This is a genomic window from Bordetella genomosp. 10, from assembly GCF_002261225.1.
Lineage (GTDB): Bacteria > Pseudomonadota > Gammaproteobacteria > Burkholderiales > Burkholderiaceae_B > Bordetella_C.
Window position 1 is genome coordinate 3,020,264 of record NZ_NEVM01000005.1, and the last position, 18,345, is coordinate 3,038,608.

Below are 18,345 nucleotides of genomic sequence, written 5' to 3' on the forward strand. Positions count from 1 at the left end.
CTTCGCACGGACGCGTCGATTTCATCGCGGGCGCGAACTTCCCCGGCGTGACGCCGGGACGCGGAAACGGACGGAGACAGGGACCATGGCGCGCGCTCCTTGCACCGTGAAGGACTCAGTGGATAACGCGAAGGACGCATCGCTCGCGGCGTCGCCGGCCATGGCGCCGGGAGCGCCGAAACGATCCGCGTCACCGTCCGAGCCGGAGCCAGCCTCGACGCCATCGTCAGCGCCCTTGCCGGCGCCCATGCAGGCCTGGCTGGCGCATCTGGAAACGCATCGGCGCTATTCCCCGCATACGCTGGCCGGCTATCGGCGCGACCTCGCCCACCTGGCCGCCCTGGCCGGCGATCGCCCCCTGGACCGGCTCGCCAACGGCCACATCCGCCAGTTCGTCGCGCGCCTGCATGCGCGCGACCTGGGCCCGCGCAGCCTGGCGCGCGCGCTCGCGGCCTGGCGCGGCTTCTATCAATGGTGGGCGCGGGAAGCCGGCTTGCCGGGCAATCCGGTCGCGGGCGTCAAGGCGCCCAAGGCGGCGCGCGGCCTGCCCAAGGCGCTGTCGGTCGAGCAGGCCCAGGCCTTGCTCGAAAGACCCGCCGCGCAGGCCGCGACCGAACCCGTCGCGCTGCGCGACCAGGCCATGTTCGAACTGCTGTATTCCAGCGGCCTGCGGCTGTCCGAACTGACGGGGCTGGACTGGCGCTATGAACGCAACGCCGATCATGAATCCACGAGCTGGCTGAACCTGGACGAGCACGAGGTATCGGTGCTGGGCAAGGGCGGCAAGCGGCGCGCGGTGCCGGTGGGCGCGGCGGCGCTGGCCGCGCTGCAAGCCTGGCTGCCGATGCGCGCGCGCCTGCTCGGTCCCGCCAGCGGGCCGGCCGACGCGGCGGCCCTGTTCCTGGGCGAACGCGGCCGGCGCATCACGCCGCGCGTCGTACAGCGGCAACTGGAAAAAATGGCCCAGGCCAGCGGCCTGCCCGTGCACGTCCACCCGCACGTGCTGCGCCACAGCTTCGCCAGCCACGTCCTGCAATCGGCGCAGGATCTGCGGGCGGTGCAGGAAATGCTGGGACACGCGAACATTTCCACCACGCAGGTCTATACCCGGCTGGACTTCCAGCACCTGGCCAAGGTCTACGACCAGGCCCACCCGCGCGCCGGGCGCAAGTCCTGAATACGCCGCGAACACACGTTTCGTGGCGGGATTGCGCGATCGTTGCGGTGACGCGCCTCAAGCCGCGCCGGTAACGGCGCCGCCCAATAGCAGCAACCCGAAGGCGAACACGGCGACCGCCGCGCAGGCCTGCGTGGCGTAGCGCAGGCGGCCGGCCCAGGACGGCGACAGGCGCGCGCCGCCGCGCACCAGCAGATCGCTCGCCGCCACCGCCGCCCATACCAGGGTGGCGACGGTCAGGCCGGTGCCCAGGCCCATGGCCAACGCGGACACGACGCCGGCCAGGTAGAAATCCTGCGCCAGCGCGAACACCAACACGATCAAGGCGCCGCTGCATGGGCGCAATCCGACCGCGAGAATGGCGGACCACGCCTTGCGCGGACTCAGCCGGCCCGCCACCGCTTGCGGTGGCGGCACATGGGCATGGCCGCAACCGCAGTCGACGCCGTGAGCGTGCGGCGCATGGCCGTGGTTGTGATCGTGGTTGTGATCGTGGCTGCGGTCGTGGGCGTGATTATCGGCGTGGCTTCCGTCATGACCATGATCGTGATCGTGATCGCCATGCTCATGGCCGTGCCGATGATGGCCGCCGCCATGGTCCTGCTCCACGCCGGACGCAGCATCGTCCGGCGCGCCCTTTCGCCATAAGGGCCGGAGCGCCTTGCGCCACACCAGCCATGCCCCCAGCGCCACGATCATCGCGAACGAGCCGGTCTCCAGCCACCGCGTCGCGGCGTTCATCGTGCCGGCCGTGACGCGCAGGATGCCCGCGGCCACGCTGACCAGCAGGATCGCGACCAGCGCCTGCACCAAAGCCGACAGCAAGGCCAGCACCGCGCCGTTGCGGGCGGTCTGCCGGTTGGCCAGCACATAGGTGGCGACCACCGCCTTGCCATGGCCCGGCCCCAGGGCGTGGAAAATGCCATACGCGAACGACAGGCCCACGAGCGGCCATGCCGCCCAGGCGTCGGCCTGCCAGCCGCGCACCGCCCCCGTGAGCTGGCGATAGAAATGGCTTTGCCAGGCGGAGACCCAGCCCAGCAGGCGCAACAGCCAGTCGGGCCCATCCACCGCGCCGCCCACCTCCGGAACCCCGAACGGATGCGCCGCCGCGGCCGGCAGCGACAAGGCGGACAGAAGCAATCCCAGGCATGCCGCCAAACCCTGCGCGCCCGCGAACCGGGCCCCATGCCGCGTCCCCGCGCCGCCTCGCCGCGACGACAGCCTGGCCCACATCGGCATCGCGACCAGCAGCAGCACGAGTATCGGCATCATGGACATAGGATCAAGAACATCAGCATTCAGGACGCCGGCATCTCGGACACGGGATCAAGGATATCGACATCCAGGACACCGGCGCCGTCGCCCCGGTCACGGGCACGTCACCCGGATCCGATGCGTCAGGCCCTTGGTGGCCGCGAACAGCTCCTCCGGCAGGTCCGACTGGTCGGCGGGGATGGCCGCCAGTTGCTGCACCAGCGCCGCGTCCAGGGGCTTGGGCGGACGGTAGTCGGCGCGGCAACCCGCCGGCGCGCGGTCCATGGAAACAGCGCCCGGCGCGCTGAAATCGTAGGCGACGAAATACGTCGGGTCGATGATGTCGACGTCCACGCCCGCGGCGCCCGGCGCGGGCGGCTGCTGCAAGGGCAAGGTGAAGGATAGCGCCATCGCCTTGCGCCCGGCATCCCACTCGACCTTGGCGTCGCGCGGCGCGGCATAGGCGAGCACCTTGCCGCCCACGGCGACCCGCGTGAAGTAATGGGAAATCGGCTCGCCCAGGGCGTTCATCCATTCCTTCGCCATGCGGTCCAGCGTGGCGGGCGGCAACTGGCCCTTCTCGTCGGCCAGCCCCTGGGTCGTGTACGCGACGAACATCTCGTCGAACTTCCAGCGCTCCCGCACCGCCTCCAGCCGCCCCTGGCCGTCGAAGACCAGCACGGCCTCGCCGTCTATCCACATGTGCGGATGCGCCCGCGCGGGCGCGGCGGCCAAAAGCGTCGCCGCCGCCAGCAAAGCGCCGGCAGCCGGCAGGAGACGGCGCCGCGCGGAAGACGACGCGCGCGCCGCCACGGCGCTTCGCCCGGGATCGCGGAAAGCTTGCCTCATCAAGGCTTCAGCGCGGCCATGAACTGGCTCAGGTTCCACTCGAACATGCCCAGGTAGGTGGCGGCCGGCAGGCCCGGCTTGGCCAGGGCGTCCGAGTACAAGGTGCCGCCGACGCGCGCGCCGGTTTCGCGCGCGATCTGCTGCGCCAGCCTGGGGCTGCTGACGTTCTCGAAAAACACCGCGGGCACTTTCTCCTGGCGGATCTGGCCGATGATGCGCGCCACGTCGGCGGCCGAGGGCTCGGCCTCGGTCGAGATCCCCATGGCGGAGATGAACGTCATGCCATAGGCATCGCCGAAATAGCCGAAGGCGTCGTGCGAGGTCACCACCCGGCGGCGCTCTGGCGGCAAGGCGGCGAAGGCCTGCTTCACGCGGGCGTCCATGGCCTCGATGCGCGCGACATACGCGTCGGTGCGCTGGCGATAGGCATCGGCATGCGCGGGATCGGCCGCCGCCAGCGCGGCGCCGATATTGCGGGCGTAGCGGGCGCCGTTGGCCAGGCTCTGCCAGGCATGCGGATCGGTGTTGCCTTCATGGCCATGGTCGTCGTGGTTGCCGCCGCCATGATCGTGATCGTGCCCGCCCGTCGCGTCGCCGCCGAAGTCGCGCGGCGTCACCCCTTCCGAGGCCACCACCGTCGTGCCCTTGAAGCCCGACGCGCGCACCAGCTTGGGCAGCCACGCCTCGAAGCCCAGGCCATTGACCACCAGCAACTGCGCGGCCGCGATACGGCGGGCGTCGGCCGGCGTCGGCTCGTACTCGTGGGCGTCGCCGTCCGGGCCGACCAGCACGTCCACCTGCACGTCGCCGTCGCCGATCTGCTTCACCATGTCGCCCAGGATGGAAAAGCTGGCCACCACCTTCAGCGGTCCCGCGGGAGCAGGCGCCTGGGACTGGGCGAAGGCGGCCGGGCCGCTGCCCAGCACGCCGCAGGCGGCCAGGGCCAATGCCGCCAGCGCCTGGCGGCGCGCCGGCAGGAACCGGTGGGAAAAAGTCGCGAATGCCATGGATGAATACCCCGTGGAAGATCAGCGCGCGCCGCGCCGGGCGCGCCGTGAGAAATCCAGCAGGCCGCCCTGCGGCCCGCCGGCGACGGAAACCAGGTAGACGACGCCCGCCGCGAGAATGATGGCGGGCGAGGCCGGCACGTTGTAGTGATAGGAGATCAGCAGCCCCGCCAGCGAGGCGAAGGCGCCCAGGAAGGCGGCCAGGGGAATCTGCCCGGCGGCCGAACGCACCCAGAAGCGCGCGGAGGCCGCCGGCAGCATCATGATGCCCACCACCATCAGCGTGCCCAGCACCTGGAAGCCGGACACCAGGTTGAACACCACCAACATCAGGAAGGCCATGTGCACCAGTGAGCCGCCGCCGCCGGCCGCGCGCAGGAAACCCGGGTCCAGGCATTCGGCCACCAGCAGGCGGTACAGCATGGCCAACGCCACCAGGGTGATGCTGGCGCACACCGTCACCAGCAGCAGCGCGGCGTCGTCCAGGCCCAGCACGGTGCCGAAAAGCACGTGCAGCAGGTCCATATTGGAACCGCGCAGCGACACCAGCAGCACGCCCAGGCCAAGGGAAATCAGATAGAAGGCGGCGAAGCTGGCGTCCTCGCGCAAGGGCGTCAGGCGCGACACCACGCCCGCCAGCAGCGCCACCGCCAAGCCGGTCACGATGCCGCCCAGCAGCATGGCCGTCAGCGACAGGCCCGACAACAGGAAGCCCGCCGCGACGCCGGGCAGGATGGCGTGCGACATCGCGTCGCCCATCAGGCTCATGCGGCGCAGGACCAGGAACACCCCCAGCGGCGCGGCGCCGCAGGACAGCGCGAAGGACCCGGCCAGGGCGCGCCGCATGAAGCCATAGTCGACAAAGGGCGCCACCACCCACTCGTTCAATCCCACGCCAGCTCCTCGTCGCGCAGCGCCCGCGCCGCGCGCAAATTCTGCGCGGTGAGCACGGCCGCGGTATCGCCCCAGGCCACGCTGCGGCCCGCCAGCAGCAGGGTGCGGGGGAAATGCGCCCGCACCAGGTCCATATCGTGCAGCACGGCGATCACCGTGCGGCCCTGCGCGTGGCAGTCGGTGAGCAAGGCCATCAAGTCCTCGGTGGTGTGGCTGTCGACCGCGGCGAAGGGTTCGTCCAGCAGCAGCACGCCGGCATCCTGCAGCATCAGCCGGGCGAACAAGGCGCGCTGCAACTGGCCGCCCGACAGCGTGCCGGCGATGCGGTCGCCCAGGTCCGCCAGCCCCACGGCGGCCAGCGCCTGCTCGACGCGGTCGCGCTCGTCCCGTCCGAAACGGCGCCACGGCCCCACGCGGCGCCAGGCGCCCATGGCGACCAGCTCGCGCACGGTAATGGGAAAGGAACGGTCCAGGTCGGCCGCCTGCGGCAGCCAGGCCAGCTCGCGGCGTCCGGCGCCGTCGACGCGGACCTTGCCGGCCAGCGGCCGCAATACGCCCATGATGCCCTTGACCAGCGTGGACTTGCCGGCGCCGTTGGGACCCACGATGGCCGTCATCGAGCCGGGCGCGAATACCCCGCTGACGTCGCTGACGGCGGGACGGCCGCGCCAGCCATAGGAAACGCGGTCCAGCGTGATGCCGGCCGCGGGCACCGGATTCACCACCATCCCATCGCCCATCCGGTCAAGGCCCAGAGGCCGGCGCACACCGCCAGCGCGACGCCCACCCGCTGCCATGCCGACGCGAGCAGCCAGGAGACGTGGCCATGCCGGGCGCCGGGCGCGGCGCAAGCTTGCTGGGGGGAGGGTGTGGCGGACATGAAAGGGAGCGGCGGCGGGAAAACCGTCGCCGAAAGCGGTGAATAGCGACGAATCGCGATGAATGAATGTTATATCATATCAAATAAGGCACGCCCCGTGCCCCGACGCGGTATGCTCCTGCCTGTATGCCCACCTCATCCCGGCCCTCCAAGGCGTCTTCCGCCGACCAGATCAACGCCCAACTGGACGTTGCCGACGACCTCTGCAACCAGCGCGGCAAGCGCCTGACGCCGATCCGGCGCAAGGTGCTGGAGTTGCTGCTGCGCCACGGCCGCAGCGTCAAGGCCTACGAACTGCTGGAAGCGATGCGCGAGGTCCATCCCGGCGCCGCGCCGCCGACCGTCTATCGCGCCCTGGATTTCCTGCTCGACGAAGGCCTGATCCACCGCCTGGACGCGGTCAACGCCTGGACGGCCTGTCATGACGCGGGCGGCAAGCCGCACGACCTGCTGGTGGTCTGCACCGGCTGCGGCGCGGTGGCGGAAGTCAGCGATCCCGCCATGAGCCGGCAACTGGCCGAGCGGGTCGCCCGTACGGGCTACATCCTGAACAGCCACGAAACCGAAATCCGCGCCCTTTGCCCCGCTTGCCAGAAAGAACAAGGGGTAACCGGTGGGCACAAACATGGCAATGGCCACGGCCATTCCCACGGTTCGGGGCACTCGCATTGAGCCCAGGCACGCCACGTGCTGGCGTGTTTACGATTATTACCTTGAATTGCCGGCTTCTGCCCCCATTTCGCTGTAATTCTCGCGCTAAACCAGGGTAGGCCCGGGGTTTGCCCCCTGCCGCCGACTGTGCTGTAATCCTGCGTCCGGTCGCTCGCGCGGCCCCCCAGTTCGCGGCCTTGGTCCTGCCCTGTCCGGCGCGCCCCTCAACGCTCCGGCCCTCCCGGGCCCTGCTCCGGCATCTAATTCGCAGTCATCATGAATACCTCGCGCAGTTTGGACAACATGGTTCCCGTCACCATCCTCACCGGCTTCCTCGGTGCGGGCAAGACGACGCTGCTCAAACGTATCCTGACCGAATACCATGGCCGCCGCGTCGCGGTCATCGAAAACGAGTTCGGGCCCGAAAGCATCGACAACGACCTGTTGATCCAGGACAGCGACGAAGAAATCGTCGAACTGAGCAACGGTTGCGTCTGCTGCACCGTGCGCGGCGACCTGATGCGCACGCTCAACGAGCTGCGCCAGAAGCGCCAGGCCGGCGACCTGAAATTCGAACGCGTCATCCTGGAAACCACCGGCATGGCCAATCCGGGCCCCGTGTGCCAGACCTTCTTCATGGACGACGACATCGCCGAGTACTACCGCCTGGACGCGGTGGTGACGGTGGTCGACGCCAAGCACGGCATGGTCACGCTGGACGAACAGCCGGAATCGCAGAAGCAGATCGGCTTTGCCGACCGCATCCTGATTTCCAAGAAGGACCTGGTCAACGAAGCCGACTACGAAGCCCTGCGCGCGCGCATCGTGCGCATCAATCCGCGCGCGCCGATCACGCCGGTCAATTTCGGCGACGCGGACCTGAAGTCCATCATCGACATCAGCGGCTTCAACCTGAACTCGATCCTGGACATCGACCCGGACTTCCTGGCCGACGAACATCCGGACGCCCGCCACGACCATGATCACGATCACGGCCATGACCACGGTCACGACCACGACGATCACGACCATGGCGATTGCGGCGCCGGCTGCGATCACCCGCATCATCACCATCACGCCCACCACGACGACGAGATCGGCGCATTCGTGTTCCGCTCGAACAAGCCCTTCGATCCGTCGCGGCTGGAGGAATTCCTCGGCGGCGTGGTGCAAGTCTATGGTCCCGATTTGCTGCGCTATAAAGGCATCCTTTACATGAAAGGCGTCAATCGCCGCATGCTCTTCCAGGGCGTGCACATGATGATGGGCGCCGAGCCCGGCAAACCGTGGACCGCGAACGAGAAACCGTCGACCAAGATGGTTTTCATCGGCCGCAAGCTGCCCCAGGAGATATTCACCCGGGGACTGGAGCAGTGCCTGGTGGGCGCGGCCTGACGCCGCCCGCCCGGATCCGATTCATAGTGGAGTGTTTTCATGGCTACCAAGGCAGCAACGAAAAAATCAAGCAAATCGACGACCGACACGCCGGTTGATCTGCCCAGCGAGAAGGAATTGCTGGCCATGCCCGAATCCGACTATATGAACGATCGCCAGTTGGCGTTCTTCAAAGAGCGGCTGAAGCAACTGGAACAGGACATCCTGAACAACGCGGGTGAAACCACCGAGCACCTGCGCGAAACGCAGTTCGTGCCCGACCCCGCCGACCGCGCCACCATCGAGGAAGAGCATGCACTGGAACTGCGCACGCGCGACCGCGAGCGCAAGCTGCTGAAGAAGGTCCAGCAGTCCATCGCCCGCATCGATAGCGGCGAATACGGCTGGTGCGAGGAAACCGGCGAGCCCATCGGCATCCCCCGCCTGCTCGCCCGTCCCACGGCCACCCTGTCGCTGGAGGCGCAGGAACGCCGCGAAATGCGCCAGAAGCTGTACGGCGACTGACACGCCCACGCATCCGCGCGCATCGAAAAAACGGCGCCCGAGCCTAATCGGGCGCCTTTTTTTTGCCGCCGGGCCGCCCCAAGGCAAAAACGCCCCCTTGGGGGGCAGCAAGCGGCGCAAGCCGCGCGGCGTGGGGGCATTTTTTGCTGTTGGGGAACGTCTTTTCCGCCGGGCCGCCCCTCTTGAGTTCCCGGCAGGCCGCCCCCATATGCTCAGCTTCAGCCGAGGAAAACACCATGGAACAATTTCACGCCACCACCATCGTCTGCGCTCGGCGCGGCAAGCGCGTCGCTCTCGGTGGCGACGGCCAGGTCACGCTGGGCAATATCGTCATCAAGGGCACCGCGCGCAAGATCCGCCGCCTTTACCATGACAAGATCCTGGCCGGTTTCGCCGGCGCCACCGCCGACGCCTTCACCCTGCAGGAACGCTTCGAGGCCAAGCTGGAAAAGCACCAGGGCAACCTGATGCGGTCCGCCGTCGAACTGACCCGCGACTGGCGTACCGACCGCGTCCTGCGCCGCCTGGAGGCCATGCTGATCGTCGCCGACGAGGATCACACGCTGGTGCTCACCGGCAACGGCGACGTGCTGGAGCCGGAACACGGCCTGGCCGCCATCGGCTCGGGCGGCGCCTATGCGCAATCGGCCGCGCGCGCCCTGCTGGACAACACCGACCTGCCGCCCGAAGCCGTCGTCAAGAAGTCCCTGGAGATCGCCGGCGAGCTGTGCATCTACACCAACATGAATCACGTCGTCGAAATCCTGGGCGAATAAGCGCCCGCCTCCACGCCTCGACGTTCCCAGGTTTTAATCAGGACCCATCGCCATGTCCGCAACCAGCATGACTCCCGGAGAGATCGTCTCCGAACTCGATAAATTCATCGTCGGCCAGTCGCGCGCCAAGCGCGCCGTCGCGGTCGCCCTGCGCAATCGCTGGCGCCGCCAGCAAGTGGCCGAGCCGCTGCGCCACGAAATCCATCCCAAGAACATCCTGATGATCGGCCCCACCGGCGTGGGCAAGACCGAGATCGCGCGCCGCCTGGCCAAGCTGGCCAACGCGCCCTTCATCAAGATCGAAGCCACCAAGTTCACCGAGGTCGGCTACGTCGGCCGCGACGTCGACACCATCATCCGCGACCTCACCGAATATTCGATCAAGCAGACGCGCGAACTGGAAATGCGCCGCGTGCGCACCCAGGCCGAGGACGCCGCCGAGGACCGCATCCTCGACGCCCTGGTGCCGCCCGCCCGCTCCGCCTCCGGCGAACCGGAGCGCAACCCGGAAAGCAGCGCCCGCCAGACCTTCCGCAAGCGCCTGCGCGAAGGCGCCATCGACGACCTGGAAGTGGACATCGAGGTGGCCCAGCCGGCGCCGCAGATGGACATCATGGGCCCGCCGGGCATGGAGGAAATGACCGAGCAACTGCGCGGCATGTTCGCCGGCCTGCAGCGCGACAAGAAGAAGACGCGCAAGCTCAAGGTCAAGGAAGCGTTCAAGCTGCTGGTCGACGAGGAAGCCGCCAAGCGCGTCAACGAGGAAGACCTGCGCACCGCCGCCATCGCCAACGTCGAACAGAACGGCATCGTCTTCCTGGACGAAATCGACAAGATCGCCGCGCGCCAGGAAAGCGGCGGCGCCGAGGTCTCGCGCCAGGGCGTGCAGCGCGACCTGCTGCCGCTGGTGGAAGGCACCACGGTGAACACCCGCTACGGCATGGTGCGCACCGATCACATCCTGTTCATCGCCTCGGGCGCCTTCCACCTGGCCCGTCCGTCGGACCTGATTCCCGAACTGCAGGGTCGCTTCCCCATCCGCGTCGAGCTCGATTCGCTGTCCGCCGCCGACTTCGTCCGCATCCTTTCCGAGACCGATGCCTCGCTGACCAAGCAGTACGTGGCCTTGATGGCGACCGAGGACGTGCACCTGGACTTCACCGAGGAAGGCGTGCAGCGCCTGGCCGAACTGGCCTTCGCGGTCAACGAAAAGACCGAGAACATCGGCGCGCGGCGCCTGTACACGGTGATGGAAAAGCTGCTCGAGGACCTGTCCTTCGACGCCAGCCACGCCGCCGCCAGCGGCCAGGTGGTGCGCATCGACGCGGCCTACGTCAACGACAAGCTGGAAGAAGCGGCGGGCAGCCAGGATCTGGCGCGCTACGTGCTCTGAGGATGCGCCTCGAGGGCGGCCATGCGCGGCGGGATTGGCGCGGATGGCCGCCGATGGACTAGGATAGGGTCCCTCGTCTTTTCCAGGACCCATCGCCTTGTCCGCCAGCCCGCTCATCCGTCCCGCCACGCCCGCCGACATTCCCGCCATCCTGGCGCTGATGCGCGGCCTGGCCGAATACGAGAAACTGACGCATCTGTTCGCCGCCACGGAGGCCAACCTGCGCGCCTCCCTGTTCGGCGAACAGCCGGCGGCGCAATGCCTGGTCGCCGAAAGCGCGGCGGACGGCCGCCTGGTCGCCTACGCGCTCTGGTTCCAGAACTACTCCACCTTCCTGGCCAAGCCCGGCCTGTACCTGGAAGACCTCTACGTCCACCCCGACCAGCGCGGCAAGGGCATAGGCAAGGCCTTGCTGCTGCGCCTGGCGTCCATCGCGGTCGAGCGCGGCTACGGCCGCTTCGAATGGACCGTGCTGGACTGGAACCAGCCGGCCATCGATTTCTACGAGGGCATGGGCGCACAGGTGCTGCCGGAATGGCGCATCGTGCGCGTCACCGGCGATGCGCTGCTGGACATGGGCAGGAAAGGAGCGTCCCATGGCTAACCGCCTGTCCGTCATCGTCACCCGCACCGGCGACGACGGCACAACCGGCCTGGGCGACGGCAGCCGCGTCGGCAAGGACGACTTGCGGATCGCCGCGATGGGCGACGTCGACGAATTGAACAGCACGCTGGGCCTCGTGCTCGCGGAGCCGCTGGCCGACGCAAGGCTGGCCGCGGACCTGCGCCGCATCCAGCATTGCCTGTTCGACCTGGGGGCCGAGCTGAGCATCCCGGGCTACGTGGCGCTCAAGGAAGAACATGCGCGGGACCTGGATGCCTGCCTGGCGCACTACAACGCCACGCTGGCGCCCCTGAAGGAATTCATCCTGCCCGGCGGCACGCGCGCGGCGGCGCTGCTGCACGTGGCGCGCACCGTCTGCCGGCGCGCCGAACGCGCCGTGGTGGCGCTGGGGCGCGCCCAGACGGTGCATCCGCCCGTGCGGCAATACCTGAATCGCCTGTCGGACCTGCTTTTCGTCGCCGCGCGCCATGTCAACCAGGCCGCGGGCACGGGGGACGTGCTCTGGAAAAGCCCGAATTCGCGCGTGGGCGAATAGGCGAATAGGCCGCTGAACCGGCAGCCGGCGGCCGGCGGCCATGTGGCCGCCCGCCTGCCCGCTCAGTTCACGCCGGCGGCGTGGGCCTGCTGGTCGGCGTGGTACGACGAACGCACCATGGCGCCCACGGCGGCGTGCGAGAAGCCCATCTCGTAGGCCTCGCGCTCGAACATCGCGAAGGTGTCGGGATGCACGTAGCGCAGCACCGGCAGGTGGTGCTCGGACGGCTGCAGGTACTGGCCGATGGTCAGCATGTCGACGTTGTGCGCGCGCATGTCGCGCATGACCTGGAGGATTTCCTCGTCGGTCTCGCCCAGGCCCAGCATCAGGCCCGACTTGGTCGGCACGTCCGGATGCAGCTTCTTGAACTCGGCCAGCAGCTTCAGCGAGTGCGCGTAATCGGAACCCGGGCGGGCCTGCTTGTACAGGCGCGGCACGGTCTCCAGATTGTGGTTCATCACGTCCGGCGGACCGGCATTGAGGATGTCCAGCGCGCGATCCAGGCGGCCGCGGAAGTCCGGCACCAGGACTTCGATGCGCGTGGAGGGCGACTGCTCGCGCACTTGGCGGATGCATTCCACGAAGTGGGCGGCGCCGCCGTCGCGCAGGTCGTCGCGGTCCACCGAGGTGATCACCACGTAGGACAGCTTCAGCGCGGCGATGGTGCGGGCCAGGTTGCGCGGCTCGTCGGCGTCCAGCGGGTCCGGACGGCCGTGGCCGACGTCACAGAAGGGGCAGCGGCGCGTGCACTTGTCGCCCATGATCATGAACGTGGCGGTGCCCTTGCCGAAGCATTCGCCGATGTTCGGACACGAGGCTTCCTCGCAGACCGTGTGCAGATTGTGCTCGCGCAGGATGCGCTTGATGTCGTAGAAGCGCGATCCCGGCGCGGCGGCGCGCACGCGGATCCATTCGGGCTTCTTCAGGCGCTCCACCTGCACCACCTTGATGGGGATGCGGGCGGTCTTGGCCTGCGACTTCTGCTTCTGCGTGGGATCGTAGGGAGCGGCGGCCGGCGCGTTGCCGGCGGCGGGCGCGTCGGGAGTCGCGCTGGAGGACGTTTCAGATGACATGGATCTGGTTGCTTCGCGCGGCGCGCGGGGGCGTCGCCTGGAATCAAAACGACATCATACTCCCGCCGGCGGGAACGCCGCGGGACCGACCCCGGCGGCGGCCGGGCTATTGGCCGGCGGGGCGCCCGATGGCCGGGCGCGGTCGCCCAGCCCGGCGAGGCGGCGCGCCAGCCGCTCCCCGACCTCGACCAGGTCGGCGCGCACGCCGCAATGGGCCAGGTCGGTAGTCGCCAGATTGGCGTAGCCACAGGGATTGATGCCATCGAACGGCCGCAAGTCCATGTCCACGTTCAGCGCCACGCCATGGTAGGTGCAGCCCGAGCGCACCTTGATGCCCAGGGCGGCGATCTTGGCCAGCTCGCCGTCCGCGCCCGGCACGTAGACGCCGGGCGCGCCCGGCTTCCTACAGGCCTGCACGCCGTAGTCCGCCAGCAGGCCGATCACGGCGTCTTCCAGGAAAGCGACGTATTCCTTGACGTACAGGCCGGCGCGCCGCAGGTCGGCCAGCACATAGGCCACCACCTGGCCGGGGCCATGGTAGGTGACCTGGCCGCCGCGATCGGTGCGCACGACGGGGATGGCGCCGGGCGCCAGCACGTGGTGGGGCAAGCCGGCCTGCCCCAGCGTATAGACGGGGGCGTGCTCGCACAGCCAGATTTCGTCCGCCGTGGCCGGCGTGCGCGCCTCGGTGAAGGCCCGCATGCCCTGCCACACCGTCTCGTAGTCGGCGGGGCGGATCAGCCACCGGTGCATGGGCGCGCTGGCGCCGGGGTCCGTCGACATGGGCCGGCGTCCGGCTACAGCACCACGGACACCAGGTGGTGTCCGTGCAGGGCACGGTAGAGGTTGTCCAACTGCTCGCGCGAGGTCGCCCGCACGGTGAAGGTCAGGCCGATGTAGTTGCCGCCCTTGCTGGGACGCATCTCGACCGTGGCCGGATCGAAGTCGGGGTCGAACTGCAACACCACTTCGGTCAGCAACTGGGCGAACTCCGGATGCGATTTGCCCATCACCTTGATGGGAAAGTCGCTGGGATATTCGATGAGGGAGTCTTGGGGGGGAATCGTCGTCATGCGAGCTATATGGGGGCCGCGGGCCGGCTTTCCAAGCGCGGGGCGCGTCGGTTTGGACGCTAGGCCAGCAGGGCTGCGATACGGGCATCATACCCCGCGCGCAACCTGGCATAAACGGGGCCGGGCTTGCCGTTGCCGACCGGCCGCCCGTCCAGGCGGGTGATGGGCAGCACCTCCCGCGCGGCGGAGGAAATCAGCAGCTCATCCGCGGCCTCGACCTCGGCGCGCGGCACGTCGCGCATCTCGAAGGGCACGCCGGCTTCCTCCGCCAGCTCGGCCATCAGGCCGTAGCGGATGCCTTCCAGGATGCGATGGTCGCGCGGCGGGCCGATCAGCCTGCCGCCGGAGACGACCCAGATATTGGCCGAGGCCGCCTCGGTCAGCAGGCCGTCGCGGAACTGGACGACTTCGTCCGCGCCGGCGTCCACGGCGGCCTGCTTGGCCAGCACATTGCCCAGCAGGGACACCGACTTGATGTCGCAATGCAGCCACCGCTCGTCGGGGATGGAGATCAGCGACTGCCCGTTCTCGCGCGCGTCAGCGGTCGGCCGCGTGAAGGGCGAGACCATGCCGAAGACCGTGGGCGTGACCGCCTCGCCGGGAAACCCGTGGTCCCGCCGGGCCACGCCGCGCGTGACCTGCAAGTAGACAACGCAGGACGGCGTCGCCGAACGCGCGATCAATTCCCGCACCAGGCCGGCCCAGCCGTCGCGGTCGAACGGCGACGCGATGCGGACCTTCTCCAGGCTGCGCGCCAGACGGCCCAGGTGCTCCTGCAAGCGGAAGGGACGCCCCTCGTAGACCGGCACCACCTCGTAAATCCCGTCGCCGAAGATGAAGCCGCGGTCGAGGACCGAGATCTTGGCATCCTGGAGACGCACGAATTCACCGTTAAGATACGCCTGGCTATCGGCCGGCACGCCTGGAATCATGATGGCACTACTCCGTGCAAACGATGGGGCCGCCGGAAAATGCCGACGGACCGCCGCAAAAATGAAAAGGGGCGGACCCGCGGTCCGCCCCTTCGCTTGACGACCGGGCGCAAGCTTACACCCGGGCGCGCCGTTCTAGTTGAACCAGCGCTTGACCGTATCGACCATGCGGCCGAAGAAGCCGGCGCGCTCGACCGGTTCCTGCACCACCAGCGGCTCGACGCGCAGCGTCTTGCTGTCCAGCGTCAGGCGCAAGGTGCCCACCTTCTGCCCCTTCTCCAGGGGCGCCACCAGCGGATCGGTGCGCTCGGCGACCGGCTTGACGTCGGCCGTCCTGCCGCGCGGCACGGCGATCCACACCGGCGCCGGGGGGCCCAGCTTGACGGTCTCGACCTTGCCTTCCCAGACGCGCGCGTCGATGCCCGGCTGGGCCTTGTCGAACAGCTTCACCGTATCGAAATTCTGGAAGCTCCAGTTGAGGATCTTCAGGCTTTCCTCGGCGCGGGTGGACTCGCTGTCCGTCCCCACCAGCACCGTCAGCACGCGGCGATCGCCGCGCAGGGCGGTGGCCACCAGGCAGTATCCGGCCGAATCGGTGTGGCCGGTCTTCATGCCATCCACCGAGGGATCGGCCCACAGCAGGCGATTGCGGTTGGACTGCGAGATCTTGTTGTACGTGAAGCTCTTCTGCTTATAGAAGTGGAAATAATCCGGGTGATCCGTGATCAGGTGGGTGGCGATGGTCGCCAGGTCGCGCACGGTGGTCATGTGCTGCGGATCCGGCAGGCCCGTGGCGTTCATGAAGTGCGTGTTCTTCATGCCCAGGCGCTCGGCTTCCTGGTTCATCAGCGCGGCGAAGGCGCTTTCGCTGCCGCCGACCGCCTCGGCCAGCGCCACCGAGGCGTCGTTGCCGGACTGCACGATCACGCCCTGCAACAGCTCCTCGACCGTCACCGGCTTGCGCGGCTCGATGAACATGCGCGAACCGCCCGTGCGCCAGGCGTGCTCGGAGACCGGCACCTGCTGGTCCATGGTGATGCGCTTTTCATCCAGCGCATTGAAGACCACATAGGCGGTCATGATCTTGGTCAGCGACGCCGGCTCGACCTTCTGGTCGGGATTGGAGGCCGCCAGCACCTGGCCGCTGTTGACGTCGACGGTGATCCACGCGCGCGCCGCGAGCGTGGGCGCCGGAATGGTCGACACGTCGCCGACCGGCACGACATTGTTGGAATCCGTGGCGCCGATCTGCGTCGGCGCCGTCGCCTTGCCCGGGGACACGACCGGGGCGGGCTGCGAGGCGGCGGGCACGACGGCCGTCGCCTGCGCCCATACCGCGGCAGGACTGCCTCCAATCATCGCCGCCATCAGGGCGCCCGCGACGATGCGGCGGGACAAGGACAGGGGAGCAATGCGGGACAGAGGCAGTGGAGTCATCGGCAAATGTCGGCGTTCGTAATCGTGGTCAAGGTGGGGAAGCAACAATTATAGGCAGGGGGGAAATCGCGAAACGGCGGAGAACGGAAGCGATGCCCGGGCAAGATGAAACCTGATGAAACATTGGTGTAGCGTTTAAAACGAAATCCTTACGTGGCGCGGCTTGCCGGCGAGTTCGCCGCCACGGCTCAAGTGTGGCGCGCGAGTAACACTCGCCAGGGAGAGCAGCGGGGACTTTGTGTCATTGCCAAGCTATTCGTGCCCGCCCGGGCGAGGCCGGGGCCGGATGCTGCTCATCCATGGGGGCCATGGCGGCAGAATCGCTGGCCGTGTGGCCATGGGCGGCAGCGCAGCCCCTTGGGATGGTCTCGACGCCTTCGCACGGCCACCGCCGTGCCCGCCGTCACCCCAGCGCCCGCGCCAGCCGCGTGAGCACCAGTTGCTTCAACAACAGCAGCTTGCCGTGGAAGAAATGGCTGGCGCCGGGGATCACCACCACCGGCACGCTGCGATCGCGTGTCCAGTCCATCAATTCGCCCAACGGCACCACTTCGTCCTGCTCGCCGTGCACCAGCAGCGTGTCCGGCGGCAGATCGACCTGGCGGAACTGGAAGCGCCAGACCGCCGGGCCGGCCAGGATCAAGGCCGCGGGCCGCGGCTGGCCTGCCTCGGCGAGGGCCGAGTCCAATTGCGCGGCCACGGCCGTGCCGAAGGAAAACCCCGCCAGCACCCACGGCAGGTTCGCCAGTTCGGGATGGCGTTCGCGCACCTGGGCGACCAATTGCTGCATGTCCGCGGTTTCGCCCTCGGCCTTGTCGAACTGCCCTTCGGAAGCGCGCACGCCGCGGAAATCCGGCCGCACCGCCACCAGGCCTTCCTGCACGCAGGCGCGCGCGATGGTGGTGACTACCTTGTTGTCGCGGGTGCCTTCATGCAGGGGATGGGGATGCAGCACCAGGGCCCAGCCGCGCGGCGGCTGCGCGGGCCAGTCGATGGCGCAATCGATACGGCCGGCGGCTCCGGCGAAGGCGACGATTTCGGTATGGGCGGACGTGGCGGACATGAGCGACTCGGACTGGCTAATGCGCGATGCGGCTGGAATCCGATCCAGCCGCAAACAAACGTTAGAAACGGCGCCCGGCGGCGGCGCCGGGCTGGAAGCCTCGCATCTTACGGGAATCCGCGCGCCCTGCCCGGCCGGCAGACTACGCGCGGCCGGGGCCACGCGGCCTTAGTGCGTGGCCAGCGGCACGCCCATCGGGCCCCCCGGCGCGGGCAGTTTCTGCGACAACCACAGCGCGAGGTCATCCAGCGCCGCGTCCGTGGCCACGCGCAAGGCCTGCACGCCGCCCGACGCGTCCTGCGTCGTGGCGGGCGCGGCGCGCGCCACGCGCACGGCGTCGATGGTGCGGCGCTCCTTCAGCAGGACGGCCTGCAAGCCGACCCGCCCTTCGCTGGACGAACCGTCCGGCGCATAGACCTGCTCGAAGCGCGTCAGCGTAACCTGCAAGACCGGAGCGCGCGGATCGACCGTGTCGGCCAGCACCGGGCCCTGCGCGGACAGGCGCTCCACCAGCCGCTGCTGCAACAACTGGGCCGGCGTCGCGGCCCAGCGATACGTCGCGTAGGACTGCGGATTCGCGCTCTCGCCGATGCGCCAGATCACGCCGGTATCGTTGAGCATGGCCACCGCCGTGACGTTCACCGAGATCGGTTCGCGCTTGGGCAGCGTCGCCATCGCCGGCGTGGAGGGCCCCAGATCGAACAGCCCGACCTGCGGACCATTGGCGCGGCCCACGCTGCAACCGGTCAACGCCACGGCGGCCGCGGCCAATCCGAAAGCGGGGAGCAGGCGGAGCACGCGACGGCGGGACCGGGCGAGGACCC

The 18,345-nt window shown here is 68.6% G+C and carries 21 protein-coding genes; 8 read left to right on the forward strand and 13 right to left on the reverse strand.

All coding sequences use genetic code 11. The features are described 5' to 3' along the window. The first annotated feature begins 247 nt into the window (after positions 1–247). The gene (xerC, locus tag CAL29_RS29510; protein ID WP_256977802.1) at positions 248–1,177 is read left to right on the forward strand and encodes a tyrosine recombinase XerC; all 930 of its coding nucleotides are present in this window, start codon (positions 248–250) and stop codon (positions 1,175–1,177) included. Positions 1,178–1,234: 57 nt separating this feature from the next. Here the strand turns inward: xerC and CAL29_RS29515 are convergent, their stop codons facing one another. The 6 genes from CAL29_RS29515 to CAL29_RS31770 form a co-directional block, all read right to left on the reverse strand. Continuing rightward, the gene (locus tag CAL29_RS29515; protein ID WP_256977803.1) at positions 1,235–2,452 is read right to left on the reverse strand and encodes a nickel/cobalt transporter; all 1,218 of its coding nucleotides are present in this window, start codon (positions 2,450–2,452) and stop codon (positions 1,235–1,237) included. Between the two features lie 96 nt (positions 2,453–2,548). Next, positions 2,549–3,283: a DUF1007 family protein gene (locus CAL29_RS29520; RefSeq protein ID WP_094856414.1), complete on the reverse strand. Its 735-nt coding sequence runs from the start codon at positions 3,281–3,283 to the stop codon at positions 2,549–2,551. After that, positions 3,283–4,290 (reverse strand): metal ABC transporter substrate-binding protein, encoded by a 1,008-nt coding sequence (locus tag CAL29_RS29525; RefSeq protein ID WP_094856415.1) that lies wholly within the window; start codon positions 4,288–4,290, stop codon positions 3,283–3,285. Before CAL29_RS29525 ends, CAL29_RS29520 begins: the two co-directional genes overlap by 1 nt. Before the next feature lie 21 nt (positions 4,291–4,311). Beyond that, positions 4,312–5,184, reverse strand: coding sequence for a metal ABC transporter permease (locus CAL29_RS29530; RefSeq protein WP_094856416.1), 873 nt, complete (start codon positions 5,182–5,184; stop codon positions 4,312–4,314). Then, positions 5,175–5,912: a zinc ABC transporter ATP-binding protein AztA gene (gene aztA, locus CAL29_RS29535; protein ID WP_094856417.1), complete on the reverse strand. Its 738-nt coding sequence runs from the start codon at positions 5,910–5,912 to the stop codon at positions 5,175–5,177. Before aztA ends, CAL29_RS29530 begins: the two co-directional genes overlap by 10 nt. Further along, positions 5,903–6,064, reverse strand: coding sequence for a hypothetical protein (locus CAL29_RS31770; protein ID WP_179284218.1), 162 nt, complete (start codon positions 6,062–6,064; stop codon positions 5,903–5,905). Before CAL29_RS31770 ends, aztA begins: the two co-directional genes overlap by 10 nt. A gap of 126 nt (positions 6,065–6,190) precedes the next feature. On the opposite strand from CAL29_RS31770, the gene CAL29_RS29540 reads away from it, so the two are divergent. From CAL29_RS29540 to CAL29_RS29570, 7 genes are all read left to right on the forward strand, one after another. Continuing rightward, positions 6,191–6,736 (forward strand): Fur family transcriptional regulator, encoded by a 546-nt coding sequence (locus tag CAL29_RS29540; RefSeq protein WP_094856418.1) that lies wholly within the window; start codon positions 6,191–6,193, stop codon positions 6,734–6,736. A gap of 255 nt (positions 6,737–6,991) precedes the next feature. Continuing rightward, on the forward strand, positions 6,992–8,110 hold the full coding sequence (locus CAL29_RS29545) for a CobW family GTP-binding protein (RefSeq protein WP_094856419.1): 1,119 nt from the start codon (positions 6,992–6,994) through the stop codon (positions 8,108–8,110). Positions 8,111–8,149: 39 nt separating this feature from the next. Further along, positions 8,150–8,614 (forward strand): RNA polymerase-binding protein DksA, encoded by a 465-nt coding sequence (gene dksA, locus CAL29_RS29550; RefSeq protein WP_094856420.1) that lies wholly within the window; start codon positions 8,150–8,152, stop codon positions 8,612–8,614. A 236-nt stretch (positions 8,615–8,850) separates the two neighbouring features. Then, complete coding sequence (gene hslV / locus CAL29_RS29555) at positions 8,851–9,390, forward strand: ATP-dependent protease subunit HslV (protein ID WP_094856421.1); 540 nt, start codon at positions 8,851–8,853, stop codon at positions 9,388–9,390. Between the two features lie 52 nt (positions 9,391–9,442). Beyond that, entirely contained in the window at positions 9,443–10,783 is a 1,341-nt protein-coding gene (gene hslU, locus CAL29_RS29560; protein ID WP_094856422.1) for an ATP-dependent protease ATPase subunit HslU, read from the forward strand. Between the two features lie 97 nt (positions 10,784–10,880). Next, the gene (locus CAL29_RS29565) at positions 10,881–11,387 is read left to right on the forward strand and encodes a GNAT family N-acetyltransferase (RefSeq protein WP_094856423.1); all 507 of its coding nucleotides are present in this window, start codon (positions 10,881–10,883) and stop codon (positions 11,385–11,387) included. After that, entirely contained in the window at positions 11,380–11,943 is a 564-nt protein-coding gene (locus CAL29_RS29570) for a cob(I)yrinic acid a,c-diamide adenosyltransferase (RefSeq protein ID WP_094856424.1), read from the forward strand. Before CAL29_RS29565 ends, CAL29_RS29570 begins: the two co-directional genes overlap by 8 nt. 62 nt (positions 11,944–12,005) lie before the next feature. Here CAL29_RS29570 and lipA read toward each other — a convergent pair whose 3' ends face one another. From lipA to CAL29_RS29605, 7 genes are all read right to left on the reverse strand, one after another. Next, complete coding sequence (lipA, locus tag CAL29_RS29575; protein ID WP_094856425.1) at positions 12,006–13,016, reverse strand: lipoyl synthase; 1,011 nt, start codon at positions 13,014–13,016, stop codon at positions 12,006–12,008. A gap of 54 nt (positions 13,017–13,070) precedes the next feature. Then, positions 13,071–13,769: a lipoyl(octanoyl) transferase LipB gene (gene lipB / locus CAL29_RS29580; protein WP_094856994.1), complete on the reverse strand. Its 699-nt coding sequence runs from the start codon at positions 13,767–13,769 to the stop codon at positions 13,071–13,073. 44 nt (positions 13,770–13,813) lie between these two features. Beyond that, positions 13,814–14,089, reverse strand: a complete 276-nt coding sequence (locus CAL29_RS29585; protein WP_094856426.1) for a DUF493 family protein — start codon at positions 14,087–14,089, stop codon at positions 13,814–13,816. Between the two features lie 59 nt (positions 14,090–14,148). Beyond that, positions 14,149–15,021, reverse strand: coding sequence for a D-amino acid aminotransferase (locus CAL29_RS29590; protein WP_094856427.1), 873 nt, complete (start codon positions 15,019–15,021; stop codon positions 14,149–14,151). Between the two features lie 135 nt (positions 15,022–15,156). Beyond that, on the reverse strand, positions 15,157–16,458 hold the full coding sequence (locus tag CAL29_RS29595) for a D-alanyl-D-alanine carboxypeptidase family protein (protein WP_094856428.1): 1,302 nt from the start codon (positions 16,456–16,458) through the stop codon (positions 15,157–15,159). Positions 16,459–16,861: 403 nt separating this feature from the next. After that, positions 16,862–17,521: an alpha/beta hydrolase gene (locus tag CAL29_RS29600; RefSeq protein ID WP_094856429.1), complete on the reverse strand. Its 660-nt coding sequence runs from the start codon at positions 17,519–17,521 to the stop codon at positions 16,862–16,864. 168 nt (positions 17,522–17,689) lie between these two features. Further along, entirely contained in the window at positions 17,690–18,319 is a 630-nt protein-coding gene (locus CAL29_RS29605) for an ABC-type transport auxiliary lipoprotein family protein (protein ID WP_256977804.1), read from the reverse strand. Between the last annotated feature and the right edge of the window lie 26 nt (positions 18,320–18,345).

Coding starts and splice junctions, on each gene's coding strand:
- CAL29_RS29525 (WP_094856415.1), bottom strand. CDS start 4,290: ATGGCATTCGCGACTTTTTCCCACCGGTTCCTGCCGGCGCGCCGCCAG.
- CAL29_RS29590 (WP_094856427.1), bottom strand. CDS start 15,021: ATGATTCCAGGCGTGCCGGCCGATAGCCAGGCGTATCTTAACGGTGAA.
- lipB (WP_094856994.1), bottom strand. CDS start 13,769: ATGCACCGGTGGCTGATCCGCCCCGCCGACTACGAGACGGTGTGGCAG.
- CAL29_RS29515 (WP_256977803.1), bottom strand. CDS start 2,452: ATGATGCCGATACTCGTGCTGCTGCTGGTCGCGATGCCGATGTGGGCC.
- CAL29_RS31770 (WP_179284218.1), bottom strand. CDS start 6,064: ATGTCCGCCACACCCTCCCCCCAGCAAGCTTGCGCCGCGCCCGGCGCC.
- dksA (WP_094856420.1), top strand. CDS start 8,150: ATGGCTACCAAGGCAGCAACGAAAAAATCAAGCAAATCGACGACCGAC.
- CAL29_RS29570 (WP_094856424.1), top strand. CDS start 11,380: ATGGCTAACCGCCTGTCCGTCATCGTCACCCGCACCGGCGACGACGGC.
- aztA (WP_094856417.1), bottom strand. CDS start 5,912: ATGGTGGTGAATCCGGTGCCCGCGGCCGGCATCACGCTGGACCGCGTT.
- CAL29_RS29520 (WP_094856414.1), bottom strand. CDS start 3,283: ATGAGGCAAGCTTTCCGCGATCCCGGGCGAAGCGCCGTGGCGGCGCGC.
- xerC (WP_256977802.1), top strand. CDS start 248: ATGCAGGCCTGGCTGGCGCATCTGGAAACGCATCGGCGCTATTCCCCG.
- CAL29_RS29545 (WP_094856419.1), top strand. CDS start 6,992: ATGAATACCTCGCGCAGTTTGGACAACATGGTTCCCGTCACCATCCTC.
- hslU (WP_094856422.1), top strand. CDS start 9,443: ATGTCCGCAACCAGCATGACTCCCGGAGAGATCGTCTCCGAACTCGAT.
- CAL29_RS29595 (WP_094856428.1), bottom strand. CDS start 16,458: ATGACTCCACTGCCTCTGTCCCGCATTGCTCCCCTGTCCTTGTCCCGC.
- CAL29_RS29585 (WP_094856426.1), bottom strand. CDS start 14,089: ATGACGACGATTCCCCCCCAAGACTCCCTCATCGAATATCCCAGCGAC.
- hslV (WP_094856421.1), top strand. CDS start 8,851: ATGGAACAATTTCACGCCACCACCATCGTCTGCGCTCGGCGCGGCAAG.
- lipA (WP_094856425.1), bottom strand. CDS start 13,016: ATGTCATCTGAAACGTCCTCCAGCGCGACTCCCGACGCGCCCGCCGCC.
- CAL29_RS29600 (WP_094856429.1), bottom strand. CDS start 17,521: ATGTCCGCCACGTCCGCCCATACCGAAATCGTCGCCTTCGCCGGAGCC.
- CAL29_RS29540 (WP_094856418.1), top strand. CDS start 6,191: ATGCCCACCTCATCCCGGCCCTCCAAGGCGTCTTCCGCCGACCAGATC.